Annotated in this window: 13 protein-coding genes; 9 read left to right on the forward strand and 4 right to left on the reverse strand. The window is 69.5% G+C overall.

Annotation, left to right across the window (positions count from 1 at the left end; genetic code table 11):
- Positions 1-26 precede the first annotated feature (26 nt).
- The 7 genes from IEZ11_RS26895 to IEZ11_RS26925 all read left to right on the forward strand — a co-directional run bounded on the left by IEZ11_RS26895 (position 27) and on the right by IEZ11_RS26925 (position 10,122).
- Complete coding sequence (locus IEZ11_RS26895) at positions 27-1,241, forward strand: acyl-CoA dehydrogenase family protein (protein ID WP_189265462.1); 1,215 nt, start codon at positions 27-29, stop codon at positions 1,239-1,241.
- A gap of 41 nt (positions 1,242-1,282) precedes the next feature.
- Positions 1,283-2,200 carry an ornithine cyclodeaminase family protein gene (locus IEZ11_RS26900; protein ID WP_189265463.1) on the forward strand — a complete coding sequence of 306 codons (918 nt, stop codon included), beginning with the start codon at positions 1,283-1,285 and terminating at the stop codon, positions 2,198-2,200.
- A 57-nt stretch (positions 2,201-2,257) separates the two neighbouring features.
- A complete protein-coding gene (locus IEZ11_RS26905) occupies positions 2,258-3,916 on the forward strand; it encodes a thiamine pyrophosphate-dependent enzyme (RefSeq protein ID WP_189265464.1) in 1,659 nt (552 codons plus the stop codon).
- Between the two features lie 447 nt (positions 3,917-4,363).
- A complete protein-coding gene (locus IEZ11_RS26910; RefSeq protein WP_373294980.1) occupies positions 4,364-5,422 on the forward strand; it encodes an ABC transporter permease in 1,059 nt (352 codons plus the stop codon).
- 1 nt (position 5,423) lies between these two features.
- The gene (locus IEZ11_RS26915; protein ID WP_189265466.1) at positions 5,424-7,448 is read left to right on the forward strand and encodes a dipeptide/oligopeptide/nickel ABC transporter permease/ATP-binding protein; all 2,025 of its coding nucleotides are present in this window, start codon (positions 5,424-5,426) and stop codon (positions 7,446-7,448) included.
- Complete coding sequence (locus IEZ11_RS26920; RefSeq protein WP_189265467.1) at positions 7,445-8,422, forward strand: ABC transporter ATP-binding protein; 978 nt, start codon at positions 7,445-7,447, stop codon at positions 8,420-8,422. The genes IEZ11_RS26915 and IEZ11_RS26920 overlap by 4 nt, the downstream gene beginning before the upstream one ends.
- Positions 8,423-8,652: 230 nt before the next feature.
- Positions 8,653-10,122 carry an ABC transporter substrate-binding protein gene (locus IEZ11_RS26925; protein ID WP_189265468.1) on the forward strand — a complete coding sequence of 490 codons (1,470 nt, stop codon included), beginning with the start codon at positions 8,653-8,655 and terminating at the stop codon, positions 10,120-10,122.
- 74 nt (positions 10,123-10,196) lie between these two features.
- On the opposite strand, the gene IEZ11_RS26930 is transcribed toward IEZ11_RS26925, so the two are convergent.
- Entirely contained in the window at positions 10,197-10,637 is a 441-nt protein-coding gene (locus IEZ11_RS26930; protein WP_189265469.1) for an Lrp/AsnC family transcriptional regulator, read from the reverse strand.
- Positions 10,638-10,762: 125 nt separating this feature from the next.
- On the opposite strand from IEZ11_RS26930, the gene IEZ11_RS26935 reads away from it, so the two are divergent.
- Both IEZ11_RS26935 and IEZ11_RS52770 read left to right on the forward strand, forming a co-directional pair.
- Positions 10,763-14,212: an indolepyruvate ferredoxin oxidoreductase family protein gene (locus tag IEZ11_RS26935; RefSeq protein WP_189265470.1), complete on the forward strand. Its 3,450-nt coding sequence runs from the start codon at positions 10,763-10,765 to the stop codon at positions 14,210-14,212.
- Between the two features lie 30 nt (positions 14,213-14,242).
- Positions 14,243-15,034 carry an acyl-CoA dehydrogenase family protein gene (locus IEZ11_RS52770; RefSeq protein WP_444544937.1) on the forward strand — a complete coding sequence of 264 codons (792 nt, stop codon included), beginning with the start codon at positions 14,243-14,245 and terminating at the stop codon, positions 15,032-15,034.
- Here IEZ11_RS52770 and IEZ11_RS26945 read toward each other — a convergent pair.
- From IEZ11_RS26945 to hisC, 3 genes are all read right to left on the reverse strand, one after another.
- Positions 15,031-16,173, reverse strand: coding sequence for a M20/M25/M40 family metallo-hydrolase (locus IEZ11_RS26945; protein WP_189265471.1), 1,143 nt, complete (start codon positions 16,171-16,173; stop codon positions 15,031-15,033). The genes IEZ11_RS52770 and IEZ11_RS26945 overlap by 4 nt on opposite strands.
- Before the next feature lie 116 nt (positions 16,174-16,289).
- Complete coding sequence (locus tag IEZ11_RS26950) at positions 16,290-17,318, reverse strand: GNAT family N-acetyltransferase (protein ID WP_189265472.1); 1,029 nt, start codon at positions 17,316-17,318, stop codon at positions 16,290-16,292.
- A complete protein-coding gene (gene hisC, locus IEZ11_RS26955; protein WP_308426500.1) occupies positions 17,315-18,580 on the reverse strand; it encodes a histidinol-phosphate transaminase in 1,266 nt (421 codons plus the stop codon). Before hisC ends, IEZ11_RS26950 begins: the two co-directional genes overlap by 4 nt.
- Positions 18,581-18,629 lie beyond the last annotated feature (49 nt).

Below are 18,629 nucleotides of genomic sequence, written 5' to 3' on the forward strand. Positions count from 1 at the left end.
ATCGCACAGGGAGTGGGAAAGCCTCAATGAACGTCGTTGACCAGGAGCTTGCAGAGGTCTCACTGGAGTTGCGCAGAACGTTCGCCGCAACCGCCGCGAAGGTCGACCGGGAGGGAAAGTACCCCGAAGAGAACATGCGCCTCATCGAGGCCTCGCCGCTTGGACGTCTCTCCGTTCCGCGGTCACGCGGCGGACGCGGCGCCGACGGCATCATCGATGATCTCGGCACATACGTCGAGGTGATCTCGAACCTCGCCGCAGGGGAGAGTTCGACGGCTCAGATCTGGATGTTCTCCACTCGGCCGAGCTGCTGGTTCCTCGGTGAGCACTCGCCCCTCCCGGTCGAGGGGCGGGAGGCGATCTGGGAGCGGGTCCGGACGGAGGGGCGCATCATGCGCTTCTGCACGACGGGGACCGAACGGGCTCAGGGCGGGAAGATCGCGAAGATCGGCGCTTTCGAGATGCCGGCGAAACGGGTCGAAGGGGGTGTCGTCATCAACGGCACCAAGGCGTTCGGCACCGGTGTCGACGGCGCGGACTACGCGAACGTCCACGTGGTCGAGGAGGGTTTCGAGAACTACGAGGTCCGCCCGTACGAAGTGCTCGTCGACCTGCGTTCCGAAGGCATCACCGTCAAGGGCGACTGGGACAACATGGGCCAGCGCGCGACCGGGAGCCACACCGTCGTCTACGACAACGTCTTCGTTCCGGACGGCTTCCACTGGCGGCCGGCGGAGACCGTGGTCGCCCCGCTCGGCCCGCGAACTCAGCTCATGATGGCCGCGATCGCCCTCGGTATCGGACTCGGTGCTCTCGACGACCTGGTTCGGTTCCAGCGCAATCGCGCTTCCTTCCCCGGAGCGAAGGACGACGCCGTGATCCAGTGGCAGATCGGCCGGTACACGTACCGGTTGCAGGCCGCGCAGGCCATGGTCATGGCGGGCGTTCCCATGGTCCAGGCCCTGGAGGCGGGCGAGCGTGACGACGTCGAGAACGTCGCCGCCTATGTGGCCGCGAGCAAGCTCGCCGCACTGGACGCCGGTGGCGAGATCGCGGGCGAGATGCAGCGGATGTGCGGCGGTTCGTCCTCGTCGAACGCCTTCGGGATGGACCGGCACTGGAGGAACCTGCGCACCTTCAGCGTGCAGGACCCCGCGGACCTGCGGCAGCGTCAGGTCGGGCGGAACCGGCTTTACGAAGGAGCAGCAGGTCAGCCGCGTTCCGAGAACGCGCCGTACTGAGGGACGAACTCGTTGTCCAACCGGAATGGATCGAGGCGCCCATGACCGGCATGCGCCATCTCGACGCGGCCGAGGTCTCCGCACGGGTTTCGATGGCCGAACTCATCCCCGTCATCGGCGAGGCACTGGACGCCGTGGAGCAGGGCGAGTTCGACATGCCCGGCCGTCTGAGCTTCGGCGGAAGGGTGCTCGTGATGCCGGCCTACCACCCGGCGACGCGCTCAGGCAGCGTGAAGGTGGTGACGGTGGACTTCCAGCGGGTCCCGGCCATCTCCGGCGCGGTGACGTGGACCAGCCCGCGCATGGAGTTCCTCGCCGACGCACCGAGGATCACCGCCTTGCGCACCGGCGCGATCGTCGGGCGGGCGACCGACCTCCTGGCACCGCCGTCGGCGTCCCGAGTCGTCCTCATCGGAACCGGGGCCCAGGCGGCGGACCAGGTCCGCGCCGTCGCGGCGGTGCGTGACATCCGGGAACTCGTCATCGTCGGTCGCCGCAAGGAACGCGCCGACCGTCTCGGCCATCTGATCACCGGGGAGTTCCCGCACCTGCGGGTGCGCACGACGGACGGGATCGCCGCCGCGGTGTCGGAAGCGGAGATCGTCTGCTGTGCGACTTCCGCGACCGAACCGCTGTTCTCGCTGTCCGACCTCCCCGCTCGTGTGCACGTCAACGCGATCGGCTCATACACCCCGGCGATGCGGGAACTTCCGGCTGAACTGCTGAGCGACGCGGAGGTCGTGGCCGTCGAGTCGGTCGAAGCGGCGACGACCGAGGCAGGCGAGATCATCCATGCCCTGGACACCGGTCGTCTCACCGTGGACGCGCTGACACCGCTTGCGCGGATTCAACCCGGTGCGGTGTCTCGGGGGCGGACCGTCTTCAAGTCCGTGGGCATCGCCGCCCAGGACTGGGCCGTTTGCAGACTTCTCGAACAGTCCCTGTCAGCAGGCAGTTGACGCGCGGGCGCGGACACACGCGATCCCCACCACACCATTCAGCTTGAGGAGCAGAGGATGCCGTCGCTCGGAACCACCGCGGAAGCAGTCGTCGACACTCTGATCGACCACGGGGTCGACACGGTCTTCGCCATTCCCGGAGCGCAGACGTACGAGTTGGTGAACGCTCTGGCCGCCCGGCAGGACCGGATACGGATCATCGGAGGCCGCCACGAGCAGGCGGTGGCCTATATGGCGTTCGGGTACGCGCAGGCGACAGGAGAACTCGGCGTGGTCTCCGTCGTTCCCGGGCCGGGTCTGCTCAACGCGGGAGCCGCGCTGCTGACGGCATACGGCGAAAGCCAGCCGGTTCTCTGCATCGTGGGCGATGTCGCCGCAGGCGCGCGCGGACGGGGTCTCGGCCATGTGCATGAGATGCCCGACCAGCTGGCGACACTCAGGACGCTCACGAAGTGGGCCTCGAACATCGAGCACGTCTCGGAGGCGAGTGGGGTCGTCGCCGAGGCGATCGCGCGTGCGACGAGCGGACGGCCGCGCCCGGTCGCGGTCTCGATCCCGCGTGACACGCTCGCGCAACGGGGGCCGTACCGAGTGACCGGGCCCCGTCCCCTTCCCACACCGCCGGTGGACAAGGAGCGCATCGCCGCGGCCGCCGACATCCTCGCCACGGCCCGGAACCCCATGATCATGGTGGGCGGCGGCGCGCGCGAGGCCCGCGCGGAGGTCGCCGCGCTCGCCGAGTACCTGCAGGCGGCGACCGTCGCGTTCCGCGGTGGGCGTGGCGTGGTCAGCGACGACAGCCCCTTGTCGTTCACGAGCGCCTCGGGATTCGAGCGGTGGGCGGACACCGACGTTCTGATCGGAATCGGTTCGCGACTCGAGCTGACCTGGGCCCGGTGGCCGGATCGTGCGCCCGGCCTCAAGGTCGTCAACATCGACATCGACCCGGAGCAGGCCGTCCGGCTCACGCCCGACGTGGCGCTCGTCGGCGACGCGGCCGAGACGACGAAGGCACTGGCGGAAGCCGTGGCCGCGCGGCGCGGGCCGGCGCCGGACCGCTCGGCGGAGTTCTTGGCGGTGAAGGAGGGCAAGGCGAAGGAGATCGAGGATCTCGGACCGACGATCGAGTTCGTGCGAGCCATCCGCGCCGCGCTGCCGGAGGACGGGTTCCTCGTGGAGGAGGTGTCGCAGGTCGGATTCGTCTCCTCGTTCGGATTCGGTGTGACGGCCCCGCGGCAGTTCATCACGTGCGGTCATCAGAGCACCCTGGGTTTCGGCTTCCCGACGGCTCTGGGGGTCCAGGCCGCGCACCCGGACCGGGCGGTCGTGTCGGTCTCCGGCGACGGCGGCTTCATGTTCGGCGTCCAGGAGCTCGCCACGGCGGTCCAGTACGACCTTCCTGTCGTCGCGGTCGTCTTCAACAACCAGGCCTACGGCAATGTCAAGCTCGACCTGGAGGGACGCTACGGCGCCGACCGCGCGGTGGGCGTCGACCTGCACAACCCCGACTTCGTCGCGCTGGCCGAGTCGTTCGGCGCCGATGCCTACCGGATCGACGAGGGCGACGGACTGCAGGTCGCCGCGGCGAAGCTCACCCGCACGACAGCGCAGGCTGTCGCGAAGCGCCGGCCGGCCGTCATCGAGGTGCGGTGCGCGCTCGGGGCGGGAGAGAGCCCGTGGAAGTACCTGGAGCCCGCGTCCCGCAAGGGCGCGTAGAGGAACAGCGAGTCGGCCCTGGCACCGCGCACACGCGCTTGCGCAGCCGGCGCGGGATCTTCGCCGGTCCGGGGTCGGTGCTGCGAGCGAGGGAGGATCCCACGTCGGCCGCGACGTCGAAGGCCAGGCCGAGGAGCGTGGCGACGGGCTTTCCGCCGTCCCGACGATTACGTCACCCGCCCCGTCATCCCCGGAGAGCGAAGCGGGATGTGTCTCGGCGGGATGCGTCTCGGCGCGATGTTTCGGCGCGATGTGTTTCGAAGCGGTGACCCGATGTTCCGATCGAAAAACCCTCACGCTCATGCGTTGCGCTCGTCTCGACGCTTGGGTAGTGTTCCGCAAAACTCCACTATCGTAACGTCACTACGAGAAGGGAGGGCCGGAAGCACTTGCGGCTGACGAATGTCGATCGGCTTGGCCGAGGCAAGGCATTTCCAGGAGGACCGGGTGAAACAGCAGACAGTTCGGCCTTCTGCCGCCGGGCCCGTCGATCACGCCATCGACCGGCCTTCGAAGACTGGGGCACGGCGCATCCGCCGCCCCCTGGATGTCACGTGGCTGAACTTCACCGTCCGGCGAACGGGGCGCCTCCTCGTCTCGCTCGGGGTTCTGGTGACCGCCTCGTTCTTCATGATTCATTTGGTACCGGGAGATCCGGTGCGAGCGTCGCTCGGAAGTTCCGCGCCTCAGGAACTCGTGGAGGCGCGGCGTGCGGCCCTCGGCCTGAACGACCCGATCTGGTCGCAGTACGTCCACTACCTGAAGAACCTGCTCGCGGGAGACTTCGGTGAGTCGATCACCCGCCCGGGGCTGTCGGTCTCACAGATCATCGGACAGCGGCTCCCGGCCACGATCGAACTCGCCGGCCTCGCCTTCGTCATCGCGATGCTCGTCTCGATCCCGCTCGGGGTCCTCATGGCGGCCCTCACGCGCGGCGGCCGTCGGCAGCGGACAGAGCTCGCCTTCACCTCGTCGAGCATCGTGTTCGCGGCGATTCCGGAGTTCATCCTGGCGGTCGGCCTCGTCTGTCTCTTCGGCCAGGGAGTGGGCCTGCTCGGGATCTTCCCGGTCGCGGGGCGAAGCGGTCCGCTGTCGCTGGTGCTTCCCGTGATCAGCCTGGCCGTCGCGCCGACCGTGGTGCTGGCGCGGGTGGTCCGGGTCGAAGTGCTCACCGTGATGGAGGCGGACTACATCCGCACCGCACGATCGAAGCGGCTGAGGGCGTGGCGACTGTATCTGCGGCACGCGCTGCCGAACGCCGTGACCGCCACACTCACGCTCAGCGGCCTGCTCCTCGGCGGCCTGATAGCGGGCACGGTACTCGTCGAGAGCGTCATGGCATGGCCCGGACTCGGCTCCTCCATGGTGTCGTCGATCCTGACCAAGGACTACCCCCTCGTTCAGGGCATCGTCCTCGTCTACGGCGTGGTGGTACTCGTGATCAATCTCGTGGTCGACGTGGTCCTCGCCGTCCTCGACCCTCGCTCGGCCATCCAGGAGAGCTGACATGACCGCACGGACCTCCTCGTCGGCTCCCGACCCGTCAACCCCGTCCCCCGCCCGACGGCTGCTCGCCGGACTGGCGAAGACGATCCGCACTCCCATGGGCGCGACGGCGACCGTGTTCCTCGGTGTCGTCCTCCTCGCCGCGATCGTCGCACCGATGCTCTGGTCAGGGACCGCGGCAAAGGTGGACGCGACGGCCCTGGATCAAGGGCCGTCCGGGGAGCATTGGCTCGGCACGGACAATCTCGGCCGCGATCTGCTGCTTCGGGTGCTCGTCGCCGCACGCCTGTCCGTGCTCCTCTCGCTCTCCGCCACGGCGATCGGCATCAGCCTCGGACTCCTGCTGGGGGCGGCGCCCTGGCTGCTCGGACCGAGGCTCGGGCGTCTCGCCGCGGCGTTCGTGAACATCGCCGTCGCGTTTCCGATGCTCCTGATGACCCTGTTCTTCGCCGTCATCTTCGGCGTGGGCGTTCAGGGGTCGGTCTGCGCGATCGGCATCTCGATGGCACCGTGGTTCGCCCGTCTGACGCAGACCCTCATCGCGGGCGTCCAGAAACGCGACTTCGTCGCCGCCGCGCGGATCGCTCGCGTCAGCCGGTTCGGAGTGCTGCGCCGGCACATCCTTCCGAACATCGCCGAGCCGCTGATCGTCAACGTCGCGCTCGCGGCGGCGGCGGCACTCCTGGCGTTCGCCGGGCTCTCGTTCCTCGGCCTGGGCGTACAGGCACCCGAGTACGACTGGGGGCTCCTCCTCAACGAGGGGCTCAGCGGCATCTACGTCAACCCCGCCGGAGCGCTCGGACCCGGCATCGCGATCGTGGTGGCCGGGCTCGGATTCAATCTTTTCGGCGAGGCGCTCGCGAAAGTGCTCGGTTCGCGCCACAAGGTCCGGACGTTCCGTCCCCGTGGAGCTTCCAGGACGGTCTCCGGTTCGGGCGGGCACCCGCGTCAGCACGCGACGGATGGATCGGCCGGTGACGCGATCGCCCCCGCGGGCGAGGTTCCCGTCCTTGAGGTCGACCGCCTGCGCGTCTCGCTCGACACCCCCAACGGGACCGTCAGCCCGGTGCGCGAGATCAGCTTCTCGATGAAGCGCGGCGAAGCGCTCGGCGTCGTCGGTGAGTCCGGCTCGGGAAAGAGCCTGACGGCTCTCGCCGTCGCGCAGCTGCTCGAATCGCCGCTGCACGTCGAGGCGGCCACGCTCCGGCTCCTCGGCAAGGACCTCATGGCCGCCGATCCGAGGAGCCGGGCGACGCGACGCTTCCTCGCCACATCGCTCGGCCTGGTCTTCCAGAACCCGACCACATCGTTCAACCCCACGATGCGCATCGGCCCCCAGCTCGCCGAAGTGGCACGCCTGCACCAGGACATGAGTCGCCGCCAAGCTGGGGCGCGCGCCGTCGACCGGCTCCGCGCGGTCCGCATCCCGGGTGCCGAACGCCGGGCGAAGCAGTATCCGCACGAGTTCTCGGGCGGTATGCGGCAGCGGGCGATGGTCGGCATGGCGATGATGGGGAATCCGTCACTGATCATCGCCGATGAGCCGACCACGGCGCTGGACGTGACCATCCAGCGCCAGGTCCTCAACCTCCTGGAGCAGATCCGGGTCGAGAACCAGGTCGCGGTGTTGCTGATCAGCCACGACATCTCGGTCATCGGACAGTTCTGCTCGCGCGTGCTCGTCATGTACGCCGGTCGTGTCGTCGAGGAGCTTCCCTCCGCCGATCTGCGCACGTCGGCTCGCCATCCCTACACGCGAGCGCTCCTGAGCGCCGTTCCCGACATGACCGCCGACCGCTCCCAGCCGCTCGCCACCGTTCCGGGCCGGCCGGTCGACCCGGCCGACCGACCGGCGGGATGTGCCTTCGCACCGCGATGCACGTTCGCGACGGCACAGTGCCATACCGCCGAGCCGCCGCTTCAGGAGGTGGGGAGCGGCGGGACCGTCGCCTGCTGGAACCCGCAGGAGGGCGCGGTGACCGCAGTTCAAGGACAGGTCCAGCAAGCGGGACGGGGACAGGCATGAGCGAGTTGCGCTTCGAGAAGACGAGCATTCGGGTCGGCCACGGAGCCAGGGCACTGACCGCGGTCGACGGTGTCGACCTGGTCGTCCCGGCGCGCAGCATCGTCGGACTGATCGGCGAATCAGGATCCGGGAAGTCGACCCTCGGACGTGCCGCCGTGGGACTCAACCCGGTGTCGGGCGGACGCATACTGCTCGACGGCCAACCGCTCGCCCGTCAGCTCCGTCGCGGTGCGGTGCAGATGGTGTTCCAGGACCCGATGTCCTCCCTCGACCCGCGCATGACGATCGGCGACAGCATCGCGGAATCGATCTCGCGTCGCCGTATCCGCCGCGCCACGGACCGGCGCCGGGAGGTGGAACGCCTTCTGGAACTCCTCGACCTCGAGCCGCAGTGGGCGGACGAGTATCCGGAGAAGCTGTCCGGTGGCCAGCGTCAGCGCATCGCGCTCGCGCGTGCGCTCGCGGCACGGCCGGAGGTCCTCATCGCGGACGAGATCACGTCGGCGCTCGATGTCTCCATCCAGGGATCGATCCTGAACCAGGTGAAGGACCTGCAGCGGCAGTTCGGGTTCTCGATGCTGTTCATCTCGCACAATCTCTCGGTCGTCAGGTACCTCTGCGACCAGGTCGCCGTGATCTACCTCGGAAGGCTCGTCGAGCAAGGTCCGGCGGAAGACGTGCTGTCGGACCCGCAGCACCCCTACACACGCGAACTTCTGGAAGCGTCCCCCGATTCCGGCGGACCGCTCGTCCAGCCGGGCGGGATTCTCCACGCCGTCGGTGACGGTGAAGCCACCGATCCGCACCATCCGCCCACCGGTTGCCGGTACCACCCGCGCTGCCCGGTCGGGCCCGCCGTGCACCCCGACCGGAACGCCTGCCGCACCAGCGTCCCTCTGCCACTCGGCCGCGCCCACCACGCCGCGTGTCACTTCGCCGCCATGACCGAGACCCCCCTCACAGCCACCACTTGAGAGCGTCCCCCCACGACCTGCCGACGCCGGTCGGCTCGGTGCTCGCCCTTTCCGCCTTTCTACCGAGTTCCGGAAACACCCTCAATTAAGGAACAACAACAGTGCACCGAAAAGGCATAGTCGGCGTTCTTGTTGCCTTGTCCGCGCTCGTGCTGGCAGCATGCGGCACATCCGGAGGCGACAGCGCGTCAAAGTCGAGCAAGGAGTTCGCCGAAGGCGGCACCTTCGCGATGTCGATCCAGGCGGATCTCGGGACGTACGACCCTTACTCCAACCCGCTCGTCACGCCCTGGAGCAAGCTCGCGTACGACTCTCTCATCAACGTGACCCCCAAGGGCAAGTTCGTTTCCGGCCTGGCCAAGACGTGGAAGTCGGACCTGACCTCCGCGACGTTCGTGCTCGGTGACGGGATCACCTGCTCGGACGGCACGGCGCTCACGGCGAGCCAGGTCGCCGCGGACCTCACGTACGTGGCCAACCCCAAGAACGGCTCCGCGCTCTACGGTTCCGGCGTTCCCACGATTCCGTTCGTCGCGACCGGGGACGACAAGAGCGGCACGGTGTCGATCAAACTGAAGTCACCGTTCGCGTTCCTGCTCAACATGCTGGCCGAGATGCCGATCGTGTGCAAGGAAGGGCTGAAGGACCCGAAGTCGCTCGCCGCCGCGTCCGACGGAACCGGTCCGTTCGTGCTCACCAAGGTGGTGGCCGGGCAGAGCTACACCTTCACCGTGCGCAAGGGCTACACCTGGGGCCCCGACGGGGCGAGCACCAGTGCGGCCGGCACTCCGAAGACCGTCGTGCTGCGTGTCGTCGACAACGAGACGACGGCGACGAACATGCTCCTCTCCGGAGAGCTCAACGCGGCGCAGATCGACGGTTCGGACCGTAAGCGCGCGAGCGCCCGCGGGTTCGAGACGGCGAAGATGCCCGAGCCCGCCGTCTGGCTGTGGCCCAACCAGAGAGCCGGCCGTCCGACGGCCGATCTCGCGGTGCGCTCCGCGCTGGTCGAGTCGCTCGACCTCAACGAGCTTGTCGCGGTCAGCACGTCGGGCCAGGGCCGTGCCGCGACCGGACTGGCGATCGGCACACCGATGACGTGCCCCGCGGTCAACGACGTGCAGAACCTCCTTCCGTCGTACGACATGAAGGCCGCGAAGGCGGCGCTCGACAAGGCCGGATGGACACTCGGTTCGGACGGCAAGCGCAGCAAGAACGGCAAGCAGCTCCAACTGACCGTGCGCTACGCCCCCGAGGCCTCGGCGGGCGCGAAGCCGGCGGCGGAACTGATCGCGCAGGCGTGGACCAGACTCGGCGTCGGTGTGACGCTCAAGTCCGACACCTTCGCCACGCTCTCGCAGGTGATGTTCAAGACCGGCGACTACGACGTGTATGTCGCCCCGATGAGTTGGTCGATGCCCACTCAGGTCTACAAGTACGTGACGGGTGCCGCCGCGCCGGCTGGACTGAACTTCGCCGCCGTGGACAACGCGGACTACAACGCACTCGCCGAGAAGGCGCTCGACGCCGAATCCTCACAGGCGTGCGGCCTGTGGAGCAAGGCGGAGGCCGCGCTCTACCGGGACGTCAACGTCGTGCCGGTCGCCGAACAGTCGGACACGTACTTCTTCAGCGGGGCGACCGCCGAGGTGATGACGCGCGAGATCCCCGTTCCGACGAGCATCCGCGTCTACAAGTAAGGACACCTGGCAGCTCTCGAAGGTCCGCGTGTGTGCCGTCCCCGCGGGGACGGCACACACGCGGCGCTGTCACGTCACGAGTCCTTCGTCCAGGAACCGAGCACCATCAGTGTCTTGGTGCCGGTCACATGACCGTTGCGTCGCAGGCCGTCGATGACCTGCTGGAGATGGCCGATGTCCCGCACCCGGACGTGCACCAGGGCGTCCGGGTCCCCGGAGATGGTGAACACGGCCTGGGCCTCTGGCACTTCGTAGGCGGTCCGGACGATGTCGCCGACGGGCGTACTGCCCGCGACGGACAGCTCCACGAACGCCTCGATGCCCCGTCCCAGCTTCGTGTGGTCCACCTGCACCGTGAATCCGGTGATCACCCCGGTCTCGCGGAGCCGGTCGACCCGTCGCTTGACCGCGGCGACGGAGAGCCCCACCTCGGGCGCCAACTCCGAGTAGGTGCTCCTCCCGTCCCTGTGCAGCATGCGCAGCAACTGCCTGTCGATGTCGTCGACCTGGGTCACCTCGGCTCCTCACCTGACGCAAAATCAAGTCCTCAGTTCGCGATAATACTGCGATTCTTTGCATCTTTTCATAATCAGTCGCAATTTACTTGCTCGAAAGCGGAGCGCGATGCTGTCCTTGGCGCGTGGTCACACTCGACGACAAGTACGCCGCCCGCAGCGGCCGCGTACTGATCTCCGGCATACAGGCACTCGTCCGCCTCACCCTCGAACAGCGCCGTCTGGACGAGGAACGGGGGCTGGACACACGAGCTTTCGTCAGCGGCTACCAGGGCTCCCCCCTGGGCGGCGTGGACCTGGAAATGGGCCGCGCCCGCCGCTTCCTGGAACCCGCCGGGGTGGTCTTCCGCCCCGGCCTCAACGAGGAACTCGCCGCCACCGCGGTGGCCGGCACCCAGTTGCTCGGCCAGGTGCCGGGCCGCCGCCACGACGGGGTCACCGGATTCTGGTACGGCAAGAATCCGGGCCTGGACCGGGCGGCGGACGCCATCCGGCACGCGACCCTGGCCGGCACCGCGGCCCTCGGCGGCGCGGTCGCGTGGATCGGGGACGACCCGGGAGCGAAGTCGTCCACGGTGCCGAGTTCCTGCGAACCCATGTGCCAGAGCCTCTCGATGCCGCTGCTCGCCCCCTCCTCGATAGCGGAGATCATCGAGTTCGGCCTGCACGCGGTGGCCATGTCACGGGCCAGTGGGCTGTGGACCGGGCTGAAGATCGTCGCGGACACCGCCGACGCGTCCCAGGTCATCGACCTCGCCACCACGGTCCCCGACCTGCCCGCCGTCACCGTCGGCCCCCGGGGCACACCGCCCACCCTGGTCGGCCCCGCCTCGCTGGACGCCGAACACGACCTGCTCACCCGGCGGTTGGACACGGCCCGTGCCTACGGCCGGGAAGCGGGCCTGAACCGGGTCACCTTCGGCTCCTCGCGCGCCACCCTGGGGCTCATGGCCTCCGGCACGTCCTACGCCGTCCTGCTGCGCGCCCTGACCGACCTGGGGATCGACGAGGACGCGATGGAGCGGCTCGGTATCCGTCTGATCCGGCTGGGCATGCCCTTCCCGCTGCACGAGGACGATCTCGTCGCCCTGACGGACGGTCTGGAACAGGTCCTCGTCGTGGAGGACAAGGTGCCCTTCCTCGAAGGCCACCTCAAGCAGGCCCTCCACCGGACCGGCCACGCACCGGTGGTCGTCGGGCGACGCGACGAGAACGGCCGGCCGCTGCTGACCGCCCGCTCCACGCTGAGCGCCGAGCACGTCACCGAGGCGCTGCTGCGACGGATCGGCCCCGACCGGCTGCCCCGGCAGATCGCGGGCCCGTCGTCGGCCCCCTCACGGATCGCGCTGCCGACGGTGGGTACCCGCACACCGTTCTTCTGCTCCGGCTGCCCGCACAGCACCTCCACCCGCGCCGCCGACAGCACGCTGGTGGGCGTCGGGATCGGCTGCCACATCATGATCGCGCTGGACGGTACCGGGCGCGGCAACCAGATCGGCATGACCCAGATGGGCGGCGAGGGCGCCCAGTGGCTCGGGCTGCAACCCTTCACCGACGACCGGCACTTCGTACAGAACCTCGGCGACGGCACCTTCCACCACTCCGGCTCCCTCGCCGTCCGGGCCGCCGTCGCCGCCGGCGTCACGATGACGTACAAACTGCTCTACAACGACGCAGTCGCCATGACCGGCGGGCAGCAGGTGGAGGGCCGGCTGTCGGTTCCTGATCTGACCCGCTGGCTCGCGCTCGAAGGCGTCCGCAAGGTCGTCGTCACCACGCCGGAGCCCCGCGGCTATCGTCGCGTCCGCCTGGATCCGATCGCCTCGGTGCGCCACCGCGACGACCTGGCGCGGGTGGAGGAGGAACTGGCCGCGGTCGAGGGCGTCACCGTGCTGATCCACGACGACCGCTGCGCCGCGGAGGAGCGGCGGCTGCGCAAGCGCGGCCGGTTGCCCACGCCGGCCGAGAAGGTCGTGATCAACCAACGCGTCTGCGAGGGCTGCGGCGACTGCGGTGACGTCTCCTCGTGTCTGTCGGTGCAGCCGGTGCACACGGAGTTCGGGCGCAAGACGCGGATCCACCAGCCCTCGTGCAACTCCGACTTCAGCTGCCTGAGGGGCGACTGCCCCTCGTTCCTGCTGGTCGAACCGCAGGGCCCGCGCCGCAGGCCGGTCCCGGAGCTGCCCGTGGTGCTCACCGATCCCGTGAGCCGTGTCGATCGGGACACCGTCCTGCTGCGGATGCCCGGCATCGGCGGGACCGGCGTGGTCACGATCTCCCAGATCCTCCAGATGGCCGCGCATCTCGACGGCCGTTACGCGGCCGGTCTGGAACAGACGGGTCTGGCGCAGAAGGGCGGCCCGGTCGTCAGCGACGTGCGGATCTCCGCCCGGCCGGTGGAGGGCTCGCTGCGCGCCGCCCGGGGGACGGCGGACGTGCTGATCGGCTTCGACGTCCTGGGCGCCGCGGCCGACGGCAACCTGGACGTGGCCCGCGCCGGTCACACGGTGGCCGTCGTCAACACCGCCGTCGTCCCGACCGCCGCCATGGTGACCAACCAGGTCGTCGTGCCGGGCACCCCGCAGGACGCCCTGGAGCGCGTCGAGGCCTTCACCCGGCCCGCGGACAACCTCTATGTGGACGCGCTGGCACTGTCCGAAGCGCTCTTCGGCGACCACCTGCCCGCCAACATGGTGCTGATCGGAGCCGCCTTCCAGCACGGCTGCATCCCGCTGACACGCGAGTCCGTCGAGGCCGCCGTCCGGCTCAACGGGGCCGCCGTCGAGAAGAACCTGGCCGCGTTCGCCTGGGGACGCGCAGCGGCTGCGGATCCGCGGGCGGTCGAACGGGCCCTCGCCGCCCCCGACCGCCCGGTCGTCGACATCACGCCGCGCGCACGGGAGTTGGTCGCCCCGCTGGACGTGAGCGACAGCCTGCGCGAGGCGCTCGCGCTGCGCGCGGCCGACCTCATCGGTTACCAGAACGAGTCCTACGCCGCCGGGTTCACGGCCGAGGTCGCCCGGATCGCCGTCCTAGCCCGCCGCGGGGCGGGGCCGGAGGCCGGCGAGCGCATCGCCCTCGCCTACGCCGTCAGCCTGCACAGACTCATGGCGTACAAGGACGAGTACGAAGTGGCGCGGCTGCACCTGGACACCGTGGAGAGGGCCAGGGTCGCCGACGAGTTCGGCTCCGGCGCCGACATCGCCGTACTGCTTCATCCACCGCTGCTGCGCGCACTCGGCATGCAGCGCAAGATCCGCCTGCGGCGCACCGCGCCCACGCTGTTCAGGGCGCTCCGCGGACTGCGGACCCTGCGCGGAACCCGCCTGGACCCGTTCGGCCTCGCGGCCGTCCGCCGGGAGGAGCGTGCCCTGGTCCGGGAGTTCCCCGCCCTCGTCCGCGAGGCGCTGGCCTGTCTCACCGCGGACAACGCCGCCGAGGTCCAGGCGCTCGTCGAACTGCCCGACCGCATCCGCGGGTACGAGGAGATCAAGCTGGCCCGTATCGCGGAGTACCGCGCCGAGGCCCGGGCCGCTCTCACCGCCCTCCGCTCCCCCACCGCGGTGTCCGCCTGAGCACACACCGACTCGCCCACGAGCACCGTCATGCCCGTCGATCGTCTGCTGCCCGGCCAAGAGGCGCACGACCTCATCGACCTCGTGCGGGACATCGCCGACAAGGAACTCGCGCCCCGCGTCGACGGGTACGAGCGCGAACACCGTTACCCCGACGGGCTCTTCGCCCTGCTCGGCCGGGCCTGGCCGCTGGGACTGCCCTACTCCGCGGACTTCGGCGGCGGAGACCAGCCGTACGAGATGTACCTCCAGGTCCTTGAGGAACTGGCGGCCCGCTGGGCGGCCGTAGCCGTGGCCGTCAGCGTCCACACCCTGGCCGCCTCTCCCCTGTTGCGCTTCGGCAGCGAGGAACAGCGGGAGCGCTGGGCCGTGGAGGTGCTGGCCGGTCGGCAGATCGGCGGCTACAGCCGCTGCGAACCCCACGCCGGATCCGACGCGGCCGCCCTGGCCTGCCGAGCCGAACGCGGCGGCGACGGCTACCGCGTCAGCGGCGCGAAAGCCTGGATCACCCCACGGTGGAAAGGCCGATTTCTACGCCCTGTTCGCCCGCACCGCGACCGCCTACTGGGACGGGGCCGCGCTGGACTCCACCGTCGCCTACACGCGGGAGCGCACCGCGTTCGGCCGCAGGATCATCGACCACCAGGGACTCGGTTTCCTGGTCGCCGGCATGGCCGCCACCGTCGACACCGCCCGTGCCACCTGAACTGGTTCGCCCTCACGGCTCGGCGCGGGCCCGGGCCGGTGAACGGGGAGACGAGGACGGCTCTGCCGGTGATGAGCCTCGGCAGGGGACCACAGAATGCCGTCTCCCGTGGCTAGTTCCCGACCACGCCCCTTCCCAGCAGGTCGAGGAGCAGTGCGTTCAGCAGTCTCGTACGGTCGATGAGCCGGTCGACGAGGAGATGCTCGTCCGCGGCGTGCGCCCCGCCACCGACCGCTCCGAGGCCGTCCAGCGTGGGCGTGCCGACACCGGCGGTGAAGTTGCCGTCGGAGGCGCCGCCGACGGCCGCGCGGTCGAGGCCGGGGAGCCCGAGCCGCGCCGCGACGGCCTGTGCCTGCCGGAAGAGCGGCAGCGACGACGACTCCTCCAGCGGCGGCCGGTTGATGCCGCCGTGAAGCACCAACCCGGCCTCCGGCAGCACCGGCACGAGCGCGCGCAGGGCCGTGTCCACGCGCTCCTGCTCCGCCGTGCTCCACGCCCGGACGTCGACCGAGACCCGGGCCGCCGCCGGCACGGTGTTGGCGGTCGTGCCGGCCACCACGGCGGTCGGCGTGACCGTCGTGCCACCGCCTCCGAGCGCGACGATCGCCCGCACCTGATGGGCGAGCTCCACCGTCGCGTTCACGCCCTTCTCCGGCTCCAGGCCGGCATGGGCGGCCCGGCCGAGGATCTCCAGCTCGTAGATCGAGATGCCCTTGCGGGCCGTCTTGAGGGCTCCGCCGTCGGCCGAGGCCTCCAGAACGAGGGCCGCGGAGGCGGACCGCGCCTCGTCCTCGATCAGGGAGCGCGAGCTCACCGATCCGACTTCCTCGTCCCCCGTCACCAGCAGGGTCACGCCGTCCCGGGAGGGCAGGGCGGCGATCGCGTGCAGGGCCATGACGAGGCCGGCGAGCATGTCCAGGCAGCCGGGCCCCCGCAGGACGCCGTCGGTCACGTCGAACGGATGCCGCGCGAGCGTGCCGATCGGCCACACCGTGTCGTGGTGGCCGAGCACCAGCACCCGCGGCTTCGCCCGCGAACCGCCGAAGCGCCAGCGCAGGTGATGGACCCCGTCCACGACGATCCGCTCCGGGACCGCCCCGAGCCGCGTCGCGCCGAGTCGCGCCACCAGGTCGGCGGACCGGGCGACGGCGGCCAGGTCACTCGAGGGCGACTCGCACTCGACCAGCTCGCGCAGGTCCGCGAGGAGTGTCCCGAGCGCGGGGACGTACCCGGCACCGGTCGGTGACAGGGTCATCGTGCCGGCCATTTCGGAGCGGGACGGGCACCGGAGCGGTCGTGCTCCGCGGTCGTGCCGGTCATCAGTGGGCGTCCTTTCGGCTCAGTTCGTCGAGGCGCGGCTGCCGGCATCGGTCACGTGAACGCCTTCTGCCACTCGGTGTGATGGCCCACCGGCACGAAGCCCATCGCTCGGTTCACCCGCCGCATCGGCTCGTTCTCCGCGGCGTTCCAGGTCACCACTCGTTCCACGGCAGGGAGCGCGTGATGCAGGGCAAGCAGGTTCGCGACCTTGAGGTGAAGACCGAGTCGATGGCCGCGATGCTCGGACAGCACGAACGTGTCCCACTGCAGCGAGAGTTCCGGCCGGCCGGCCGGCACCACAAGGGTGGTGTAGCCGGCGAGGAGACCGCTTTGCCGTTGCCGTGCGACGGTTTCGACCACCTGGCGTCCCTGGTCGAGCATCGTCCGCCGCACACGCCGGGCTCGTTCGACGTTCCAGCGTTCCTCCTGCACGTCGACGTCGCCACGCGGTGCCGCGGTGCTCATGTGCGCAGCGAGGCGTGCGCGCTGTTCGAGCCAGTCACCGGGAATCTCACCCCAGGAGGTGAGAAGTTCGTAGTCGGCCGACGACGCACCGAGTTCCGCTTCGAGGTCGCGCCTCGGCGGAAGCAGGAGGTCGCTTCGAAGGTTCGCCTGCCCTCGGGCGTAACCCGCGCTCTCGGCGAAACCGGCCGCGGGATCGTCATGGCCGAACAGGACGTCCGAATGTCCGACCAGCACGGTGCGTCCGGCCGCCCGGGCGGCGTCTTCGAGGACGCGGAGGAGCGCGCTGCCGATGCCCCGCCGACGGTACGCGGGATCCACCGCCACGTGCAGCTTCGCGAAGTGGGTGTTGTCGGCGACGAAGAGGATCAGCTGCGCGTGTCCCACGACCGCGTCGTCACGGACCGCCGCCCAGGCCGCTCGCCTTTCGTACTCCTGGTGCGTGAACTGGACCCGCACCTCCTCCTGCGACCATCCGGCGGCCGTCGACCCGTATGTCTCCTGGAGTGCCCTCTGATAGACACGGTGCCAGCCCTGGGTGAGCCTGTCCTGGCCGCGGTCGAGGGGGTCGACGGCGTGGAGGGTGACCGCGTCCACGTCCTGGCCGAAGGCGCTCATCGGGCATCCACCTCAACGTCGGCCGCGGCGATGCCGGAGAACGGTTCGCCCAGTGCCCGGGTCAGCGCGTCGATGAACCTGACGTTCATCTCGGGTGTGCCGAGACTGACCCGGATGAAGTTCTCCAGCCCGTATCCGGCCAGGTGGCGCACGATCACACCCGATTGTTCGAGCGACCGCACCACGGCTCCGGCGCGCGAACCGAGGTCGATGGCGACGAAGTTCGTCTGGGACGGCACGTACGCGATCCCCTCACGGTCGAGATGAGCGCAGAGCGCCTCCCGCTCCCTGCGGTTCAGCTCCACCGTGCGCGCGAGGAAATCCTTGTCGTCCACCGCGGCCTCCGCGGCGGCCTGGGCGAGCGTGTTGACGGAGAAGGGCAGGCCGGCGACCGCGAGGCCCGCGATCATCTCGGGCAGGCCGACCGCATATCCGGCACGCACGCCGGCGAGGCCGTGTGACTTCGAGAAGGTGCGGACCACCATGACATTGCGGCCCTCGCGGATGAGGTCGATGGTGCCGTGCCGGTATTCCGGGTCGGCGAACTCCAGGTAGGCCTCGTCCACGACGAGCAGGACATGGGAGGGCAGCCGGGACACGAAACGGCGGAAGTCCGCGTCCGCGACGTCCGAGCCCATCGGGTTGTTGGGCAGGTCGACGTACACGATCTTGGTCCGGTCGTCGATCGCGCCGAGGACGGCTTGAAGATCATGGTGGTACCGGTCCATCTCCACCGCGCGCAGCTCACTGCCGAACATCTTGGTGACGATGCTCAGGAGATTGAACGAGTACTTGCTCATCACGACGTTGTCGCCGAGTTCGAGCATCGCGGCGCCGAGACGGTAGATCACGTCGGACGAGCCGTTCCCGGCGAGCACGTTGTCGATGTCCACGTCGAGTTCCTCGGCCAGCTTCCGGCGGAGTCCGAGTGACTGGTCGTCCGGGTAGCCGCACGCGGCCGCGGCGGCCTCCACTATCGCCCGTTCGGCCGCCGGCGACATCCCGAGCGGGTTCTCGTTCGAGCTGAGCTTCACCACCGGTCCCCGGATGCCGTGCTCCTGCTGAAGAAGAACCGCGGTCCTGCCCGGTACATAAGGTTCCGCATCAGCGATGGCCTTCCGGAAGAGACCGCCCGGGTATGACGTCGCGCGAGTCAACTGTGCACCTCGTTCGTAGTTCGAGATCGCTGCGGGCACCGGTCGGAACCACGAGGAACCGGTGATGAGCACGGCAGTGACGGACCGAGTCCCAGTCAGTGCCACAACCTGCGTCGCGGGGTCATCCCACGACGCACCGAACCGATACCTTCCT

This window comes from Streptomyces fuscichromogenes (assembly GCF_014645815.1).
GTDB lineage: Bacteria > Actinomycetota > Actinomycetes > Streptomycetales > Streptomycetaceae > Streptomyces > Streptomyces fuscichromogenes.

Coding starts and splice junctions, on each gene's coding strand:
- IEZ11_RS26895 (WP_189265462.1), top strand. CDS start 27: ATGAACGTCGTTGACCAGGAGCTTGCAGAGGTCTCACTGGAGTTGCGC.
- IEZ11_RS26900 (WP_189265463.1), top strand. CDS start 1,283: ATGACCGGCATGCGCCATCTCGACGCGGCCGAGGTCTCCGCACGGGTT.
- IEZ11_RS26905 (WP_189265464.1), top strand. CDS start 2,258: ATGCCGTCGCTCGGAACCACCGCGGAAGCAGTCGTCGACACTCTGATC.
- IEZ11_RS26915 (WP_189265466.1), top strand. CDS start 5,424: ATGACCGCACGGACCTCCTCGTCGGCTCCCGACCCGTCAACCCCGTCC.
- IEZ11_RS26920 (WP_189265467.1), top strand. CDS start 7,445: ATGAGCGAGTTGCGCTTCGAGAAGACGAGCATTCGGGTCGGCCACGGA.
- IEZ11_RS26925 (WP_189265468.1), top strand. CDS start 8,653: ATGTCGATCCAGGCGGATCTCGGGACGTACGACCCTTACTCCAACCCG.
- IEZ11_RS52770 (WP_444544937.1), top strand. CDS start 14,243: ATGCCCGTCGATCGTCTGCTGCCCGGCCAAGAGGCGCACGACCTCATC.
- IEZ11_RS26945 (WP_189265471.1), bottom strand. CDS start 16,173: ATGACCCTGTCACCGACCGGTGCCGGGTACGTCCCCGCGCTCGGGACA.
- IEZ11_RS26950 (WP_189265472.1), bottom strand. CDS start 17,318: ATGAGCGCCTTCGGCCAGGACGTGGACGCGGTCACCCTCCACGCCGTC.